Below are 18,473 nucleotides of genomic sequence, written 5' to 3' on the forward strand. Positions count from 1 at the left end.
GAAAAAAGACTGCTCCCGACACGGGTAGCAGTCTTTTTACGTTCTGCAGTCATTTTCACGTTATAATGAAGGATACGAACCAATATCTCGAGGAGGTAGCATGGAATCTAGAGACGAATTGCTGCAAGCCCTGCACAAAGTGGAAGCGTGGGAACGCGATCAGAAAGACCTGTGGTTCTGGGAAAAACTCGGCCGTCTGCCCTTCGTCCTGCTCGACAAGCTGACCCCGAAGTTTCTGCAGGACAAAATGGGGCAAGCGTTGGACGAGTTGATCGGCTACATCGAGACGGGCGGTCGCTACTTGATTCAGGAGAGCGCGGTCACCAAGCGTTTCGTGCCCAAGGTCGGGCGGTCTGACATCACGCTCGACCAAGTGAGTGGCCTGCCGATCGCGATGATGGACCAAGTCTCAGATGAGTTCGCCAAGTCCCGCTCCAAGTTCGCGACGTGGCAAGGGGCGACGACAGGTGTCGGCGGGATCTTCACGCTGGCGATCGACATCCCGCTGCTGCTGGGGTTGTCGTTGAAAGTGTTGCAAGAGATCTCCCTGAGCTACGGCTATGACCCGCAGGACAAAAACGAGCGAGTGTTCATGATCAAATGCTTGCAGTTCACCTCCTCCGACTTCGTGGGCAAGAAAGCGATTCTCGAAAGCATCGACTCCACGAACCGCCAGCAGACCTTTTCACAGTTGCAAGGCTGGCGCGAGGTGTTGCTGTTGCAGACGGAGAACTTCGGCTGGAAAAAACTCTTCCAGTTGATCCCGATCGCCGGCATCCTGTTTGGCGCCTACCTCAACAAAAAGTCGATCGACGACCTCGCGGAGACAGCCCGCATGCTCTACCGCAAGCGCCGAATTCTCGAACGGCTGGAGCAGCCAGTGATTGATGACGCAGAAAGCAACCCGATCTCCTAGAGGAGACCGGGTTGCTTTTTGCAGATCAACTTCTCAAGCTATCAGCGGCTGCCTAGCGAACCACGCCGCGCGAACTTCCCTTGAGGACTTTCTTGCCATGTTGGTTGGTGCAGACAAACGTGGCGGCGATCTTGGTGTAATTCGGCGACGGCTCCACCTCGTTGATCGTCAAGACACAACTCACGGTGTCCCCGGTGAAGACCGGGCGCACGAACTCGAACGTGATCTCCCGCGCGATGAAATCGATGATCGAGCCGATCTTGGTCGGGATCGTAGCGGTCAGCAAGCCGTGTACCATCAGACGCCCCTCGGCGTCTTTTTCCGTGTGATGGGCCGCCTTGTCCCCGCTGATCTCGGCAAAAAGGACGACGTCCTGCTCCGTAAATGTGCGTTCCCAATTCGTCGTATAGCCGATGCTAATCGTCGTCATAAAAACAACCTCCACTTCCTACTGGGTTAGGGCTTGGTAAATTGATAGCTGTTGCACTGGTTGTCGACTTTATCGAATGCAAACCCTTGCTGCCGAAGTCCTTGGATAATGGTAGGCAATGCTTCTGTGGTGGTGGTTTTGGACGAGGAATCGTGCAGCAGGACGATGATCTTGTCCTTGCCTTTGGCTTGGGACAAGACATTCTCAGCGATCATGAGTGCCGGAACTTTGTTGGTGGCGGCATCTCCGCTGGAGACGTTCCAGTCGAAATAGACGAAGCCTGCGTGCGTCATCTCGGAGGCGATTTTTTTCATGATGTTGCGCCCGCCGACTTGTGCGGCTACGGCATTGTTCGAACCGCCAGGAAAGCGCATCAGCGTGGTGTGAACGCCGGTCGCTTGCTCGATCAAGGCTTCATTGCGATCAAAGTCCTCACGAAATGCGCTGCTGTTCTGGTAGATTTTGTTGTAGTTGTGCGAGTAGGTGTGATTGCCGATCGCATGGCCTTCGTTGACGATGCGTTTCATCAGGTCCTGTCCGTGCGGCTCTGACGTCCCGATCACGAAAAATGTCGCGTGGATGTGCTCGTTTCGGAGCGTATCCAAGACGTGTGTGGTGTTCTCAGAAGGGCCATCGTCAAAGGTCAGATACGCCACTTTGCCTGCAATCGGCTCCACGGCTGGCGGGCTTGCGACAAGCGGTCGCGGCTTGTAGGTGGCTTTGGCGTACTGCAGTTCCTCATCGGTCGGGTCCTGCAGGGCTTCCTGGGTCTGGGCTGTGACGAGTTGGTAGGACGATTTCTGCTCGGTGTGGCTGATGGCGGAGTTCACAAGACCTCCTGCCACCAACATGGCGGCGATTCCCAGTGCGATGTAGCCCTTCATAGCCAGTCCCTCGGTTCTTGTCAGATTTACTCGGTATTTCTCGAAGATTCAGAGTAAATCCTGCAAGACAAGTAGAGAACTTTTTTCCTCCAATTGAAAAAGGAAGGGCTCGCGAGGGAGTCCTTCCTTTTTGATCCGAACACGATCAGGGTTTCAAGGCGTGCAAGAGGCGCTGAAACGCTACGTCCTTTGCAGGGTCATACTTGGCTGCGTCCCGAATGCAGTCTTGGATCATGCGCTGCATCAACGTGTTTGCAGTGGATTTCGGCTTTTGGGGGAATTGAACAACAATGGCCATGATCGTCACCTCACTCTGACTATCATGGCCATTTTTATGCTAGTTATCAGGCTGTCAGAAGCTATCCTCCGACTTTGACTGCAAATAATTTTTCCTTCAAACGTCTGACACTGGGGTCTTTCTCCACTTGAAATTGAGCATTTGCAACCGCAGAGTCCACAACCTTCTGCCACGATTCGGAAGCGAACAGGCTCTGCCTCGAACTTGGAGCGGTAATAATTACTCGACCAGCGTGTTTCATGGAGTCCCCTCCTCTTCTACTATACTCCTAGTTTACCAAAATTACGCGGTTCCCGCAATTTCTCGCAAACTGTTGTCATAGTGATTTTCGATCATTTTTTTGGCGGTCTGGATCATGTGTAGATCTGCTTCTCCAAATGTCACCATGTGGCTGTAGAGATACAAGATCGTAAAGCTGTCGGTAGGCCGGTTTTCAACATTATGTATGGGTACCGCCCAGATAAACGTCCCGCGCAAGGTCTCCCAAGACATTGCCTTATCCAGTTCGAATGCCTCCCGAATCACACGTTTTACGGTCCGTGTCTCCCCTTGAATCGAATGCTGATCCAGGACCCCATTCTCGACAGTCACCAAGCCCACACCCACTTGGATTTGGTTCCCTTCAAAAGTGGTCCTGATCAAATTCGTAACTCCCTGCAAAGCATCGGTCAGGAGCAAGTTTCCTTGGTGATCGATACACTGGGCCTGCAGCCACTCATACATCACATCACCTGCCACCGATTTTAAAACGGAGAGTCGACAAAGTTCCGCAACTTTGGCTAATTTGTTGTATTCGCCCACGATCTCAGCTTGTTTTTCGGACTGCATTTTGTACTCAACCCCGAAAAATTTTAACTGTTCTGGATTGGTAAAAGGCAATGTAACCGCAAAGGAGGCCAAGGCAGAAAAAGCAACCGCACCAAAGACCTTCAAAAAGAGGATGGTTGCGCCACTCATGAACAACTTGGAAAAGTCGTCCTGTGCAGTCACCTGTGTCACCGTCTGCTTACTTGGAATTGCTTGTGCTGGTATCTGCCCATTGGAACCCACTTGAATCGGCAATCGTCTAAAATCTGGTTCGTTTTCCGTAACTGTGGTCACCGTGTTGAACGACTTCGGAAGTGTGCCATCTACGATCGTAACGTTTTGTGCGGTAGTCGTAAGATTCGGGTACGCTTGTGGGTCCCGATCCCCTATGAAAGTCAGCGTCACTACCAAGATGGTAAAAAACAGCACGATCCGCACCCATCGTAAAATGCCCGTTCGTTGGATGTATTTCATCCACCGTGTTGCCCATTTGCTGATCCAATCTCGTTCCTTTTGAACGAGGGCAAATCTGAAAAAGTGATAGAGGGTGATGATGCCTAGAGTAATTGTCGAAAACCAAGCTAACGAAGTTGGCATGGCGAACAAAAACCTCCTGTCTATGAAGTCGCATCAGTCTACCATGACCCTTACTAGTTTCAGTTACAAATTCACACGAAAAGGACTCCCGGAGGAGCCCTTCCTTTTTCAAGACACTATTTCAGCACGCGGCTTGGCGTTGCATACTTCGCTGAGAAGGTGTTGATGTACTCCTCATAGTGATCCGCCGGGTGGAACACGGGACCGCCGTGGCAGACTTCGAGGCGCTTGGGCTTGAGTTGCTCGACGATCGCACTGCTGCGCAAGGCCTCGCCCATGTCGGAGGAGAACATCGGCATCGGGCGATTCAGCTTGCCTCGCTTCGATGTGAACAGGTCGCCGGTCAACAACACTTCATCCTGCGGGTGGTAGAACACCACATGTCCCGGCGAGTGACCTGGCGTGAAGTACGGCTGCAAGCTCTCCAGCGCCTCCAGAGCGCCCTCTGCATCCTCCGCTAGAGGTTGCGCGATTCCCGCTGCCAGCGTCTGTTCGGCCTTTTTGCGCCGTGGGTAAGCGACCGCCCCTTCGAGATAGGGAATCTCCACCCCATGCGCATAGACCGGAACTGGATATCTCTGCAGAATCGCCTTGACCGCTCCTACGTGGTCGAAGTGCCCGTGGGTCAGCAAGATGCGCTTCAACGGCCCGGCGTTCACTTGTTCCAAGAACTTGAGAATGCCCTTTGCCATCCACGGTACGCCTGCGTCCACCAACGTCACGCCGTCCGCTTCCACCACCACCCAGACGGTAATCGGGATCACCATCCATACCTTCAAACTCCAGATGTGCTCAGAAATCTGCTCACACTTCATCTCAAACACCTCTCGTCTTCGCGGTTTCTCTACATCCTGCCAACAAGACTTCCATCGCGAGGTCGAATGTCGGAGTCAGTCGCTCCAACACCCGCTCATACGGCTCCTCGGAAACGGTATACGTCCCGATGATCCCCTGCAGCGTGAAAAAGTAGATCCGTGCATACGCCAAAAACTGCGCATCGTCCAACCCGACCGGCAAACAGCCCGCGATCGCCTGTTGCAACAACCCAAACAACTGGTTGCGGAGCTTTTGAATCTCCAACGTCGGTTCTGACTCATCGACGCGCGAGGTCTGCGTCATGAAAAAGACCGTGTACATCGTTTTTTGCGACAGGCAGAAGTGGAGGAAGATTCGACTCAGGAATTTCAATCGCTCCTCTGGCGTCATGGCCTGATCGCCCAAGATCGCCTCCATCTGGGCATGCAAGGCTTGCAACGGCGCCATCGAGAGTTGGTGCAGCAGGGCTTCCTTGTCCTTGAAGTAGAGATAGATCGTCGTGTGTGAACACCCCGCAACTTTGGCGATCTCCCGCATCGTCACGGTGTCAAACCCGCGCTCCGCAAACAGCTCGCTCGCCGCCCCCAAGATCGCTCGCTTGGTCTCCTCCGCTCGAAGTTCCTGTCTGCTCGTTGCCATCTATGTTGTCACTCCTCATTCACTAACCGTTGGTCATAATATAACCAATGGTTAGTCGACGTGTCAAGCTGCACGCAAAAAAAGACCCTCACAGCGAGGGTCTTTTTTCATCAGCAAAACGCTTGATCCGTTCCTCGATCTCATCGCGGACGCGTTGGAACACCGCCCACTTTTCCTCCTCTGTGCCGGTTGCCTTCGCCGGGTCATCAAAGCCCCAATGCAAGCGGGTCACCTGCGGCGGGGTGATCGGACACTTATCGTTGGCATCCCCACACAGCGTGATCGCATAGGCCGCGGTGTTCAACACCGCCGCGTCGATGATGTCCGACGTCTGCCCGGAGATGTCGATCCCCCGCTCCGCCATCGCTTTCACAGCGTTCGGGTTCATTCCGTGCGCTTCAATGCCTGCGCTGCGCACTTCGAAGGTATCGCCGAGGTACTTTTTCCCAAACCCTTCCGCGATCTGACTGCGGCAGGAATTCCCGGTACATAGAAAGTAGATCACGTCCATCGACAACGCCCCCTAGTCTAAGTTGATCAGTTCCGGTGCGCTCGGTGCGCAGCAGACATTCTCCAGCGCGGATTCGCCCGCCGATTCGAACTCAGAATCTTCCTTGGTGTAAAAAATCTCCCATGCGTTGCCTTCTGGATCACGCACCCAGATCTTGTCTTGGACCGCGTAGCAACAGGTGGTGTTCATCTCGTCGATCGCGACGAGACCCGCGGCTTGGAAGCGGTTTTTCATCGCGAGCACCGCTGCGGTGTTCTCGACTTGGAAGCCCATGTGGTTCAAGGCTCCGTTGGCTTGGTAGGGTCGCACATTCAGCGAGAAGTGCAGAGCCGGCGTTTCCAGTTCAAACTTGGCGTAGTTCTCGCGCACCTTGCTCGGTTCTGCACCGAAAAAGGCCCGGTAGAAATTCAGGTTGGCTTGGAGATCGGTGACATTGATCGCGACGTGCATGCGCATGGACAATTCCTCCTAGTCGCAGCAGACTTTGCGTCCGCTGGCTTTTAGTTTCTCAATCTCTTGCCCGAGATCGGGCAGCGCGAGCAGATTGGCTTCCAAGAACGGATAGAGGCTCCCGTCCAAGGAGTAGAACATCCACTGGCCTTTGCGCTGCTCCTTGACCAACTTCGCTGTCTTGAGCTTGCGCAGATGCTGGGAGATCGCCGGTTGCGACATGTCGAGGATGTCTGTCAATTCGCACACACAGAGCTCCTCCGTCCGCAACAAGGCCAGGATGCGAAGGCGAGTTTTATCTCCAAGAGCTTTGTAACACTCTTCCAAAAGTTGAATTTCCATCTCATCACCCCATCACTATATAATCATATGCTTATATGTATGTCAACTAAAAAGGAACGCCGCATCTCTGCAACGTCCCTAGTAGGATCAAGAATGGCGAGGCTTCTTATGCATGATCGCGCGCGGATTTGAGCTTCGCGAGTTCTTCCTCGACCTTGTCTTGCACCGTGGTGTCGGGCGTCAGGCGCTCAAGTTGGCGGTGGGTCGCGAGCACGCGGTGGCTGGCTTCCACGTGCGCTTCCATCTGCAACACGCGCTCCTCCATGCGTGCAAACCCGCGAACCGCGCTGTCTGCGTCGATCGTACTGAGCGTGGTGTTCAAGTCACATTGTGTTTTCGCCGCTTGGGCGCGGGCGAAGAGCACGCACTTTTTCGCTTGCATGTCGCTGTATTTCTCCTGCAAGTCTTGCAGTTGCGCCGTCAGGGTTTCGGTGTGGGTGGTGATCGTTTCGTATTGCTCTTCATAGACGGCCAGTTTCGATTCGAGCTGCACTTTGTCGCGCAGGGCAAGTTTCGCGATCTCCTCGTCTTCGGTGTCGACAGCCAGTTGCGCTTGGCGAGCACGCTTGGCGATCTGCGACTTGGTGTCTGCAATCAACGCCGCATGGCGTTTTTCGAGCACGACTTGGTGGGCGATGGTGTGTGATGCTTTGGAGATTTCCGTCTCGATGTCACGCAGGTATTGCTTGACGAGGGAGACCGGGTCTTCCAACTTGTCCAAGGTTTCATGCACACCAGACAGGACGATATCGCGGATACGTTTGAAGATCATGTTATTTTTCCTCCTTGTTTTTCAGTTCACGGCGAGTTTTGGCTTCCCATGCGTCGAGCGTATCGACTGCGGTCGACGGGTACGATTCTGTTGTTGCTACATACATCGGCTCTGCAATGCGGGTTGGGCGACGCAGGATGCGATAGATCAGGTAGATCAGTAATGCGGGAACGACCAGTGGCAACAACGCCAAGGCGATCAGCAGCCCGCCGATCCAACGGCCCTTGCGACCTGCGTGCTTCCAGAGTTTCCAGCCGGCGATGACCAAGACCAGACTCCCCAGCAGCGCGACCAGCCCGCCACCGTCAAAGCCTCGGTGTTCACGCGCTCCATGTCCATCGCGGATCTCCGCTTGTCCTTGGAAGTGCGCGTTTTCATTGCTTTTTGCAAAGCCCTGTAGTTGCTGCTGCTGTTGTCCGTGTGCCTTCATCGCGTTTTCATGATGGAACCCTCTAAAACCGACAGCTCCGACCGCGACTACAGCAACGAATACCGCCAGCCAGAGCAGGTTGCGCAGGTATCTCCACTTGCGATTCATCGTTGGTTTCACTCCCCTCGTGCTTGTCCTTCACGAGATTCAGTGTACGAGACGACGATGAAAGCTTCATGAAAAAAGCGCAACGAGGTTGTCCCTCGTTGCGCTTTATTTGCGTACCGGCAATCGCACGGTAAAGGTGCTGCCTGTGCCGGGATCACTTTGCACTTCGATCATGCCTTTGTGCGCCTCGACGATCCATCTGGCAATCGCCAGCCCGATCCCCGTCCCACCGACGGCCCGTGTGCGCGCCGCCTCCACGCGGTAGAATCGCTCGAAGATCCGTTCCTGATCCTCCAGCGGAATCCCGATGCCGGTATCCTCTACACACACCACCGCTGTCCGCACCATCCCGTTGCTGGTGTGTTCAGCCGTCACGGCAACGCGGACCCGTCCGCCGCTCGGGGTGTAGGCGAGCGCATTGTCGAGGAGGATCGCCAGCAGTTGCTTGATCCGCTCTTGGTCGCCTGTCAGAGACAGGGGCGACGGCGCGTCGAGCGCGAGTTCGATCCCTTTTTCCTGCGCTAAGGATTGTCGCAAGCGCACGATTTGCTCGGCCGTGCTCACGAGGTCGAAGGGTTGTAGGTACAGATCCACCCCACCCGAGTCAGAGCGTGCCAGCGTCAGCAGATCGGCGACGAGCTTGCTCATGCTCTGGACCTCGTCCTTCATGTCGGCGAGCACGAGTTGGGACACGTCAGAGAGCCTGTCCCCCTCCTCCAAATCGAGCACGTCGATCGAGGACTTGAGCACCGCTAACGGCGTGCGCAGTTCATGTGAGGCATCGGCGACGAACTGTTGTTGCTTCAAGTAGGATGACTTAATCGGCACCATCGCCCGAGCCGCCATGCGTTGCCCGACGACCGTGGACAGGATGCCAAACAGCGCGACGAGGATCAGCATGACTTCAGCGAGTGACGTCAGCACTTCCCAATAGTAGGACACGTCATTGCCCGTATACAGCACGCCCGCCAACTGTCCGTTCTGGTAGATCGCCCGTCCGGCCAGCAACAGCCACAGTTCACCATGACGTCGCGGCAGATGCAAGGTCGCCAGTTGGTTCTCGCCCTGCTCCGGCACCCAGTCCGCGAGTTGGAGCGACAAGGGACTGCGCACGTCCGGCATCCGTTCCTCGCCGTAGACGAGACGTCCATCTGCGTTGACGATATAGGTGAAAAATCGCATGCCCTCGGGGTCAGCCTGCTCCGCGACATCTGGCGGTTGCCCTCCGCCAAACGGCACGTGCTGGAGCAGGTCTTGGTAGCGGGTGACTTCTGCATCGGCCTGCGCTTGGACCAAGCTGTTCTGTTCCTTGAAGATCACCATGAACAACACGCCGAACACGATCAAGGTGAACAGCAGGAGGATGAAGATCAACATCCCGCTGTAGGTCAGCGTCAAGCGCAAACGGATGCGTGTGAACAGGTCGCGTCGGCTGCGTTTCATCCAGCGTTCTCGGAAACGCCGGATGCGCTTAGTTTTCAAGTTTGTACCCGATCCCCCGCACGCTTTTGATCAGCGTCTCGGCGCCGGGGAGGTCGAGTTTTTTGCGCAGCAGTTTGACGGTGGCATCGATGGCGTTTTTGGTGATGTCGCTATCGAAGCCCCACACCCGTTGCAGGATCAGTTCACGCGGGAGTACCTGTCCGTGGTTTTGCAGGAGCAAGTCGAGCAGTTGGAACTCGCGTGGAGACAACTGGACCTGCACGCCTGCCCGACTCACGGTGTGATCGGTGCGGTTGACTTCGAGTCCCGCGTGACAGAACACATCCTGTTGCAGCGGTGTAAACGCGCGTCGCCCCAGCGCACGCAAGCGGGCTTGCAACTCCTCGAATTCGAACGGTTTGACCAGATAGTCGTCCGCTCCAGCGTCGAGCCCTTGGACGCGGTCTTGGACAGCGTCTTTGGCGGTCAGCATCAGGACGGCACCTGTATAACCCTCCCGGCGCAGCAGGCGGCAGACTTCGACCCCGTTCATCTGCGGCATCATCCAGTCGAGGATGATCACGTCGTAGGCAACAGCTTTGGCGTAGTCATAGGCTTCATCACCACGCATGACCCAGTCGACTTGGTGTCCGTCTTTTTTGGTCAGCAGGTGCAGGACCAATTTTCCGAGCCGTTGGTCGTCCTCCGCAAGCAATACGTTCATCATGGATCACCTGTTTCTAGCCAGAGTTTTTTCTCAGCGTACCACACGAACATGAAATTCCCATGAAAGCGGCGAAAAAAAATCCCCCTGCCGCGTGGGCAGAGGGATTTTTCCTTTTGGTGCGTACGTTACTTTTGAACTTTGACGGTGGTTTGGCCGATGACCAAGTTCCCGTTGACGTAGCCACGGAATTCCAGTTTCACTTCCGAACCGGTCCACGTGAAGTTGGAGCGTTCGAATTTGAACTGTCCGTTTTTCGCCTGGTTGTAGTACCCGTTGTTGCTGGTCAGTGCCTTCACGCCGTTCAGTCGAACGGAGTCGAGGTCAAAGCCTTGGGTGGAGATGTTGAACGGCAGGTTCACACGGACGGTGAACTCGCCTTTGTTGCCTTTGATCGTGCCCGGGGTCACATCGATGTCAGCGCCGATGTATACCACGAATTGCTTTTCGAGCGTGGAGACTTTGCCGTTGATATCCGTAACCGTGACTTTCGCGGTGTAGACGCCCGGCTTGTCGGTGAGCAGAAGCCCGTTGTTTTGCAGGATGAACGAGATTCCGCCCGGACCGGAGATTGTCAACTTGCTGCTGACGATCTTCGGCGAGTCTACGGAGATCTTGTAACTCACGAGGATCGGCAGGCCGAGTCTGTATTCGGCTTGCAGATCATCCATCGTGATGACAGGTGCGGCCAGGCCGGTTTTCACATCAACTGTGTGTACCGCTTCCACGTTGCCTGCCACGTCGGTGGAGTAGAAGGCGACTTTGTGCGTGACTTGCTTGGGCACATCGTCGTCTCGGTGATCTCGATGCATCCAGTTAAACCAGTCGTACCAGTTCCCCCAGAATTCCAGGCTGTCCTTGTTGCTGGTGGTTCCGGTCAAGCTGGTGGTTCCAGTGCCCGTGTTCCCGTTGGTGAGGGTGAAGGACGTGCCTTCCATGTAAGCCCCACCATCTACGGAGTAGAAGGTTTTCGCCACGCCGCTCATCGAGTCCGTCGAAGCCAGCGTAACTTTCATGTCGCCGGCAGTCCCCGTGCTCTGCGCGTCAGATGTGGTGACCGGAGCTGTTTTGTCCACTTTAACTTCGAGCGTTTGCACTTGCTCTTGGTTGCCTGCGATGTCGACCGCGTAGTAGGTGACTTTGTTGACGCCTTCCTTGTCAACGGTGAACGTCGTGCCTGCTACATAGGTCGAACCGTTGACGGAGTAGTAGGTTTTCGCTACGCCGCTTTGTGCATCGGTCGTGGTCAGCGTGACAGTCGCCGCTTGTACCCAGCCCGAGATCGCGTTGGACTTGGTGGTCGGTGCTGCTTTGTCGAGTTTGACTTCGACCGTATGCGTTGTTTCTTTGTTGCCCGACTTGTCAACGGAGTAGAAGGAGATTTTGTTCACGCCTTCTTGGTTGACCGTGACGGTCGTGCCTTCTGCGAAGTCCGAACCGTTGACGGAGTAGTAGGTTTTCGCTACGCCTGTCAGGTTGTCCGTTGCGCTCAGGGTGACTTGAACGTCTGCTGCAGACCAGGTGGTCGGTGCTTCAGACGTGGTGACCGGAGCGGTTTTGTCGACGGTGACTTCCAGAGATTGTGCGTCTTCCTTGTTGCCTGCTACGTCTACAGAGTAGTAGGAAACTTTGTTGATTCCTTCCTGATCGACCGTGACGGTCGTGCCTTCAACGAAGGCCGAACCGTTGATCGAGTAGAAGGTTTTTGCTACGCCGCTTTGTGCATCGGTGGCCGTCAGGGTGACTTTGCCGTCTGCTTGTGCGGAGGCGGTGGTCGGTGCTGCTTTGTCGAGTTTGACTTCGACCGTTTGCGTTGCTTCTTGGTTGCCCGACTTGTCGACGGAGTAGAAGGAGATTTTGTTCACGCCTTCTCGATCGACAGTGACGGTCGTGCCTTCTGCGAAGTCCGAACCGTTGACGGAGTAGTAGGTTTTCGCTACGCCCGTCAGATTGTCTGTTGCGCTCAGGGTGACTTGAACGTCTGCTGCAGACCAGCTGGTCGGTGCGTCAGATGTGGTGACCGGAGCTGTTTTGTCGACGGTGACTTCCAGAGATTGTGCGTCTTCCTTGTTGCCTGCTACGTCTACAGAGTAGTAGGAAACTTTGTTGATGCCTTCCTGATCGACCGTGACGGTCGTGCCTTCAACGAAGTCCGAACCGTTGATCGAGTAGAAGGTTTTTGCTACGCCGCTTTGTGCATCGGTCGCCGTCAGGGTGACTTTGCCGTCTGCTTGCGCGGATGCGGTGGTCGGTGCTGCTTTGTCGAGTTTGACTTCGACCGTATGCGTTGTTTCTTTGTTGCCCGACTTGTCAACGGAGTAGAAGGAGATTTTGTTCACGCCTTCTCGATCGACAGTGACGGTCGTGCCTTCTGCGAAGTCCGAACCGTTGACGGAGTAGTAGGTTTTCGCTACGCCTGTCAGGTTGTCCGTTGCGCTCAGGATGACTTGAACGTCTGCTGCAGACCAGGTGGTCGGTGCTTCAGACGTGGTGACCGGAGCGGTTTTGTCGACGGTGACTTCCAGAGATTGTGCGTCTTCCTTGTTGCCTGCTACGTCTACAGAGTAGTAGGAAACTTTGTTGATTCCTTCCTGATCGACCGTGACGGTCGTGCCCTCAACGAAGTCCGAACCGTTGATCGAGTAGAAGGTTTTTGCTACGCCGCTTTGTGCATCGGTGGCCGTCAGGGTGACTTTGCCGTCTGCTTGCACGGATGCGGTGGTCGGTGCTGCTTTGTCGAGTTTGACTTCGACCGTTTGCGTTGCTTCTTGGTTGCCCGACTTGTCGACGGAGTAGAAGGAGATTTTGTTCACGCCTTCTTGGTTGACCGTGACGGTCGTGCCTTCTGCGAAGTCCGAACCGTTGACGGAGTAGTAGGTTTTCGCTACGCCCGTCAAGTTGTCCGTTGCGCTCAGGGTGACTTGAACGTCTGCTGCAGACCAGTTGGTCGGCGCGTGAGACGTGGTGACCGGAGCGGTTTTGTCGACAGTGACTTCCAGAGATTGTGCGTCTTCCTTGTTGCCTGCTACGTCCACGGAGTAGTAGGAAACTTTGTTGATGCCTTCTTGATCTACCGTGACGGTGGTGCCTTCAACGAAGGCCGAACCGTTGATCGAGTAGAAGGTTTTTGCTACGCCGCTTTGTGCATCGGTGGCCGTCAGGGTGACTTTGCCGTCTGCTTGTGCGGAGGCGGTGGTCGGTGCTGCTTTGTCGAGTTTGACTTCGACCGTTTGCGTTGCTTCTTGGTTGCCCGACTTGTCGACGGAGTAGAAGGAGATTTTGTTCACGCCTTCTCGATCGACGGTGACGGTCGTGCCTTCTGCGAAGTCTGAACCGTTGACGGAGTAGTAGGTTTTCGCGACGCCGGAACGATCATCCGTTGCGGACAGGGTAACTTTGACGTCTGTTGCCGACCAGATCGTCGGTGCATCAGACTTGGTGACCGGTGCCGTTTTATCAACGGAAACTTGGAGCGATTGTGCCGTTTCTCGGTTCCCTGCTTGGTCGACCGAGTAGTAAGAGACTGTGTTGACGCCTTCTTGGTCAACCGTGACGGTGGTGCCTTCTACATAGGTAGCACCGTTGACGGAGTAGAAGGTTTTGGCCACGCCGCTTTGTGCGTCTGTTGCCGTCAGGGTGACGACCGACGCGGCTTGGCTTGCTTGGGTGACCGGTGCGGTTTTGTCGATTTTGACGCTGATCGACTTGGTCGCTTCGGTGTTGCCCACTTTGTCAACCGAGTAGAAGGAGATCTGGTTGACGCCCTCTTGGTTGACGGTGATCGAAGTGCCTTCTACAAATGCACTGCCGTTCACCGAGTAGAGCGTTTTGGCAACGCCTGTGATGTCATCGGAAGCCGTCAAGGTGACGACCGTGCTCTGGTTCGTCCAAGCGGTCGGCGCGGTAGCCATCGTGACGGGCGCTTGCGTGTCCACGACCAGCTTCGCGAGCACGGTGTTGGACGGTTGGGATTCACCAAACGAATTGCTGTACGAAGTGACGTAGTATTCATGGTTCTTGTACGGCAGGTTGGTGAGCGTGTACGACAGGTTGTTCAGGTTCTTCACCAGTTGCACCGGCTTGCCGTCGACGATTTCGTAGACGTTATAGCCGTTGGCGTAGGTGACGAAGCCCCACGAGATCGTTGCGCTCGTCTGACTCAACACTTTTACAGTGGCGGTCGGCGACTGCATCAGCGGGTAGACGATTTTTTCGGTGACTTGATTGGAGGCTTGCGATTCTCCGAAGCGCGTGTTGTAGGCGGTCACGACATAGGAGTGCGACGCTTCCAACAGGTTGTACTCGGTATAGGTGAGCGCCGTCCCTTTGTAAACCAACGTGCGCGTGTCGCCCGTCACTTTATAGAGGCGGTACTCGTTCCCCCATGTCACAGCCGGCCAAGTCAAGGTCATGTTGTTGGCATTGAACACGGTCGATTTCAGAACCGGCGGTTGCACGACCGGCCAAACCAGCGTGAAGTTCGCGGTGCTGGCGAGCGGCGATTCACCGAAGCGGTCGCTGTAGGAGTACACCGCATAGCTGTAATCCCCTTGCGGCATGTTCGTCAACGTCAGCGTCGAGGTGGTCTGCGTGCTTTTCAGAACGCGCTGTCCATCGACGATCTGGTACACGCGGTACGCGGTTGCGTACTGAGCGGTGCCCCACTTCAGCGTGATGTCATTGCCGTTGGTGATCGTTTGTGTCAACGTGCCTGGCGCTTGCATCGTCGGGAACACCATCGAGTAGTTCAGTACGGTTGCGACCGGCGAATCCCCGAAGCGGGTGCTCGTCGAACGCACTTCGTAGGTGTAGTCACCCGCCGGCAAGTTCACGAAGGTGTTGGTCAGGCCGGTCAAGGTTTTCAACAGGGTCTTCTCCCCGTTGATGACTTGGTAGAGTTTGTAGGATGTCGCGTATTGCGAAGCCGGCCATTTCAGCGTCACGTCGTTGCCGTTGGCAACCGTTGTCGTCAGGGACGCTGGAGGTTGCATCGTCGGGAACGTCAGCGTGAACACATCTTGGATGCCCTCTGGGGATTCACCCAAACGGTCGCTGAACGAATGCACCTCGTAGGTGTAGTCGCCCTCCGGTTGGTTCACATACGTGACTTGGGTCCCGGTCACCGTGCTTTTCAGCACCAGTTGATCGTCGACCACTTGGTAGACTTTGTAAGCAGTTGCGTTTGGTGCCACATTCCATTTCAGGGTGATGTCATTGCCGTTGGCGATGGTTTGCGTCAACGTCGTCGGCGGGACCATCGACGAGAGGACCAGGTCGAAGGTGACGCTGCTGCCTTCTGTCGATTCTCCGAAGCGGTCACTGTACGCGTGTACTTCGAACGTGTACGTGCCCCCTGCCGATTTCGTGAAGGTAGCCGCTGGTGTGGTCACGGTTTTTTGCAGAACTTTTTGTCCGTCGATGATCCGATAGACTTTGTAAGCTGTTGCGTAGAGAGCTGCGGTCCACTTGAGGTTGATGTCGCTCAAGTTGGTGATGGTTTGGGTTACCGGGCCCGGTGCTTGCATCGTCGGGAACACGACCGTCAGATTGACGGTGCTGCCCTCCGGCGATTCACCGAAGCGGGTGCTGACCGAATGCACTTCATAGGTGTAGTCGCCCGCCGGCTGGTTCGTGTACGTTGCAGTCGCCGCGGTCGGCGAGCTTTTCAGTACTTTTTGCCCATTGATGACTTGGTAGACCTTGTAGCTGGTCGCGCTGGTCACGGCATCCCATTTCAAGGTGATGTCGTTGCCATTGCTGATGCTGGATGTCGGGTTGCTCGGCGCCGGCATCGTGTTCTCGTCAACCGTTACCGTCGCGTTGCTACCCGCTTGCGATTCACCGAAGCGGGTGCTGACTGCGTGCACCACGTAGGTGTGCTCTCCGCCAGCTACTTTCGCCAGCGTGGTCGTCAGCGCGGCGGTCGTCGTCTTGAGAACTTCTGTGCCCGCGATGAGCTCGTAGATTTTGTAGGAGTTGGCGTATGCGGAAGCCGACCATGTCAGCACGACATCATTGGCATTTAGGATCTTGGAGGTCAGGTTGGCCGGAGCCGCGATGACCGGAAGATCCAACGTGAACTTGAGTTCCGCTCCAGTTGCCGATTCACCGAAGAACGTGGAAACCGACGTCACAATGTAGTCATAGTCCCCACCCGGTTGGTTGGAGTAGGTGACGGTCGTGCCGGCCAACGTGCTTTTCAGCACTTTTTGCCCGTTGACGACTTGGTAGACTTTGTAGCTCGTTGCGTACTGTGCGGCCGTCCATTTCAAGGTGATGTCGTTGCCGTTGGCGATCGTTTGCGTCAGATCGGTCGGCGGATTCATCGTTTGACCGTTCATCGTCACCGTGACGAGGCTGCCCTGTGCCGATTCGCCGAACCGAGTGGACACGGAGTGAACTTCGTAGGTGTAGTCGCCCGGTTGCATGTTGGTAAAGGCTTGGGTCGTGGTCGCGATGGAGGATTTCAGAACTTTTTGCCCGTTGACGATCTGGTAGATTTTGTAGCTGGTTGCCAGTGGTGCTGCATCCCAGTTCAACGAAAATTCAGTGGCGCTCTTGATCGTCTGCACCAGATTCGCCGGTGCTTGCATGACCGGAGTGACCAGTGTGAGCGAAACTTGACTGCCCTCTGCCGATTCACCCAAGCGCGTCGAGACGGAGTGAATCTCATACGCGTAGTCACCGGCCGGCAGGTTGGTGTACGAAACCGTCGTGCCTGTCACGGTGTTTTTCAAGACTTTCTGTCCGTTGACGATCTGATAGACTTTGTAGTTGTTGGCGTTGGAGACTGCATCCCACGTGAGGACGATGTCATTGCCGTTTTGCAATTTGTACGCGAAGTTCGCCGGAGCGACCAGGATCGGTACTTCGACGGTGAAAGCGACCGTGCTGGCTGCCGATTCCCCGAAGCGATCGCTGTATGCGCGCACTTCATAGTTGTAGTCCCCGTCAGCCAACCCGGTGAAGGTCGCGCTGGTGGTGGTGACCGTTTTTTGCAGGACGCTTTCGCCATTGCTGACTTGGTAGATTTTGTACCCGGTTGCGTAGGGCACGCTGGACCAAGTGAGCGTGGCATCGTTGTAGTTGGCGAGCGTCGACTTGAGGTTCGCCGGGGCTGCCATCGTCGGAGCGACCAGCGTGAACGAGAGTAGTGTCCCGTCTGCCGAATCGCCATAGCGATCACTGGTGGCGTGAACTTCGTACGCATAGTCACCCGCTGATTGATTGGTCAGAGTGACGGTCGTGCCCGTCACGGTGTTTTGCAAGACGTTTTGTCCGTTGGTGACTTTGTAGAGTTTGTAGCTGGTGGCATACGGTGCTGCGTTCCACTTCAAGGTTACGTCGTTGCCGTTGGCTACGGTGTACGCGAAACCGGTCGGCGGAATCATCTTCGGCGGGACGACGTCGACTTTCGTTGTCGTCGAAACCGGAGATTCACCGTACAGGGCGTTGGATGCGGAGACTGCGTAGACGCTCGAACCACCCGGTGCGTTGATGAAGGTGTACGCCGTTCCTGTGGTGACCGTCGTGACCAATGTCTTCTGATCATCTGCTGTGATCTGATAGACTTTGTACGAATCGGCATACTGGGAAGCGGCCCAGTTCAGGACGACATCTGTGCCGTTCTGAACCACGGAGGTCAAGCTTGCAGGTGCGGCCATGTCGGGGTAGACAATCTCCGAATTGACCGGAGCACACGGACCTGATTCTCCATCCGCACTCAACGTCGACACCACGAAGCTGTACGAGCCTTCTGGGAGATCGTTGATTGTGAAGGCGGCCGTCGTCGGGCTCCCCAACAGTTTTAACTGTCCGTCCATGATTCCATAGACGTTGTATCCCGTCGCTCCGAAGACCGCACTCCAGGATAGTTTGACATCGTCAGGCGTCAATTGCTGTGCAGCCAGATTGCTCGGAGGTAACATGATGGCGTTCGTCTGGGCTGCGAAGGCTTGGCTCACAGGAAATACGAGTTGAAACACGAGCAGCAGAGCCAAGAGAAGTGAGAAGTTGCTGCCAAAGCGTTTTCCCATATAGGGTCCTACCTTTCCCGTGAAAAAAGGGGCATGAGGTCATAAAAAAATGAACCTCACAACCAAGGCTCATAGGTGTACTAACTATGAATCCTTGTGGTAACCGGCTGCCATCCACGTCATGAAAAATTGCCATGTGGGTAAGGCCCGTGGCTTTGCGTCTCATGGTTTCCCATGATTTGCCCTTTTCACTTAGAATTTTTTGATTATAGCCCTATAATATTACTTTAGTCGCAGGGCGGGAATGGGCTTAAATCACTATCTTCGTTCTATTATAGGTATTTATGCGTA

16 protein-coding genes and 1 riboswitch are annotated in these 18,473 nt (G+C 55.2%); of the genes, 1 reads left to right on the forward strand and 15 read right to left on the reverse strand.

Annotation, left to right across the window (positions count from 1 at the left end; genetic code table 11):
- Positions 1 to 100: 100 nt before the first annotated feature.
- Positions 101 to 916, forward strand: coding sequence for an EcsC family protein (locus tag C7459_RS06085; RefSeq protein ID WP_109687412.1), 816 nt, complete (start codon positions 101 to 103; stop codon positions 914 to 916).
- A gap of 52 nt (positions 917 to 968) precedes the next feature.
- Here C7459_RS06085 and C7459_RS06090 read toward each other — a convergent pair whose 3' ends face one another.
- The 15 genes from C7459_RS06090 to C7459_RS06155 all read right to left on the reverse strand — a co-directional run bounded on the left by C7459_RS06090 (position 969) and on the right by C7459_RS06155 (position 18,182).
- Positions 969 to 1,346, reverse strand: a complete 378-nt coding sequence (locus tag C7459_RS06090; protein ID WP_109687414.1) for a MaoC/PaaZ C-terminal domain-containing protein — start codon at positions 1,344 to 1,346, stop codon at positions 969 to 971.
- 26 nt (positions 1,347 to 1,372) lie between these two features.
- Positions 1,373 to 2,230: a polysaccharide deacetylase family protein gene (locus tag C7459_RS06095; RefSeq protein WP_109687416.1), complete on the reverse strand. Its 858-nt coding sequence runs from the start codon at positions 2,228 to 2,230 to the stop codon at positions 1,373 to 1,375.
- A 145-nt stretch (positions 2,231 to 2,375) separates the two neighbouring features.
- Positions 2,376 to 2,528, reverse strand: a complete 153-nt coding sequence (locus C7459_RS23205) for a hypothetical protein (RefSeq protein ID WP_170119306.1) — start codon at positions 2,526 to 2,528, stop codon at positions 2,376 to 2,378.
- Between the two features lie 61 nt (positions 2,529 to 2,589).
- Positions 2,590 to 2,769: a hypothetical protein gene (locus C7459_RS06100; protein WP_109687418.1), complete on the reverse strand. Its 180-nt coding sequence runs from the start codon at positions 2,767 to 2,769 to the stop codon at positions 2,590 to 2,592.
- 41 nt (positions 2,770 to 2,810) lie between these two features.
- Positions 2,811 to 3,932: a hypothetical protein gene (locus C7459_RS06105; protein WP_109687420.1), complete on the reverse strand. Its 1,122-nt coding sequence runs from the start codon at positions 3,930 to 3,932 to the stop codon at positions 2,811 to 2,813.
- A gap of 116 nt (positions 3,933 to 4,048) precedes the next feature.
- Positions 4,049 to 4,747: an MBL fold metallo-hydrolase gene (locus tag C7459_RS06110; RefSeq protein ID WP_109687422.1), complete on the reverse strand. Its 699-nt coding sequence runs from the start codon at positions 4,745 to 4,747 to the stop codon at positions 4,049 to 4,051.
- 1 nt (position 4,748) lies between these two features.
- The gene (locus C7459_RS06115; protein ID WP_109687425.1) at positions 4,749 to 5,387 is read right to left on the reverse strand and encodes a TetR/AcrR family transcriptional regulator; all 639 of its coding nucleotides are present in this window, start codon (positions 5,385 to 5,387) and stop codon (positions 4,749 to 4,751) included.
- Positions 5,388 to 5,475: 88 nt separating this feature from the next.
- Positions 5,476 to 5,898, reverse strand: coding sequence for an arsenate reductase (thioredoxin) (arsC, locus tag C7459_RS06120; RefSeq protein ID WP_109687427.1), 423 nt, complete (start codon positions 5,896 to 5,898; stop codon positions 5,476 to 5,478).
- 12 nt (positions 5,899 to 5,910) lie between these two features.
- Positions 5,911 to 6,354 carry an ArsI/CadI family heavy metal resistance metalloenzyme gene (locus tag C7459_RS06125; RefSeq protein ID WP_109687429.1) on the reverse strand — a complete coding sequence of 148 codons (444 nt, stop codon included), beginning with the start codon at positions 6,352 to 6,354 and terminating at the stop codon, positions 5,911 to 5,913.
- A 12-nt stretch (positions 6,355 to 6,366) separates the two neighbouring features.
- On the reverse strand, positions 6,367 to 6,690 hold the full coding sequence (locus tag C7459_RS06130) for an ArsR/SmtB family transcription factor (protein ID WP_109687431.1): 324 nt from the start codon (positions 6,688 to 6,690) through the stop codon (positions 6,367 to 6,369).
- 106 nt (positions 6,691 to 6,796) lie between these two features.
- Entirely contained in the window at positions 6,797 to 7,462 is a 666-nt protein-coding gene (locus C7459_RS06135; protein ID WP_109687433.1) for a PspA/IM30 family protein, read from the reverse strand.
- A gap of 1 nt (position 7,463) precedes the next feature.
- Entirely contained in the window at positions 7,464 to 8,000 is a 537-nt protein-coding gene (locus tag C7459_RS06140) for a hypothetical protein (protein WP_109687435.1), read from the reverse strand.
- A gap of 105 nt (positions 8,001 to 8,105) precedes the next feature.
- On the reverse strand, positions 8,106 to 9,482 hold the full coding sequence (locus C7459_RS06145) for a sensor histidine kinase (RefSeq protein WP_146200953.1): 1,377 nt from the start codon (positions 9,480 to 9,482) through the stop codon (positions 8,106 to 8,108).
- Positions 9,472 to 10,146 carry a response regulator transcription factor gene (locus C7459_RS06150; protein WP_109687438.1) on the reverse strand — a complete coding sequence of 225 codons (675 nt, stop codon included), beginning with the start codon at positions 10,144 to 10,146 and terminating at the stop codon, positions 9,472 to 9,474. The genes C7459_RS06145 and C7459_RS06150 overlap by 11 nt, the downstream gene beginning before the upstream one ends.
- Before the next feature lie 128 nt (positions 10,147 to 10,274).
- A complete protein-coding gene (locus C7459_RS06155; protein WP_109687440.1) occupies positions 10,275 to 18,182 on the reverse strand; it encodes an OmpL47-type beta-barrel domain-containing protein in 7,908 nt (2,635 codons plus the stop codon).
- Between the two features lie 95 nt (positions 18,183 to 18,277).
- Positions 18,278 to 18,376: riboswitch (cyclic di-GMP riboswitch) on the reverse strand.
- Between the last annotated feature and the right edge of the window lie 97 nt (positions 18,377 to 18,473).

The organism is Tumebacillus permanentifrigoris (genome assembly GCF_003148565.1).
GTDB classification, from domain to species: Bacteria; Bacillota; Bacilli; order Tumebacillales; family Tumebacillaceae; genus Tumebacillus; species Tumebacillus permanentifrigoris.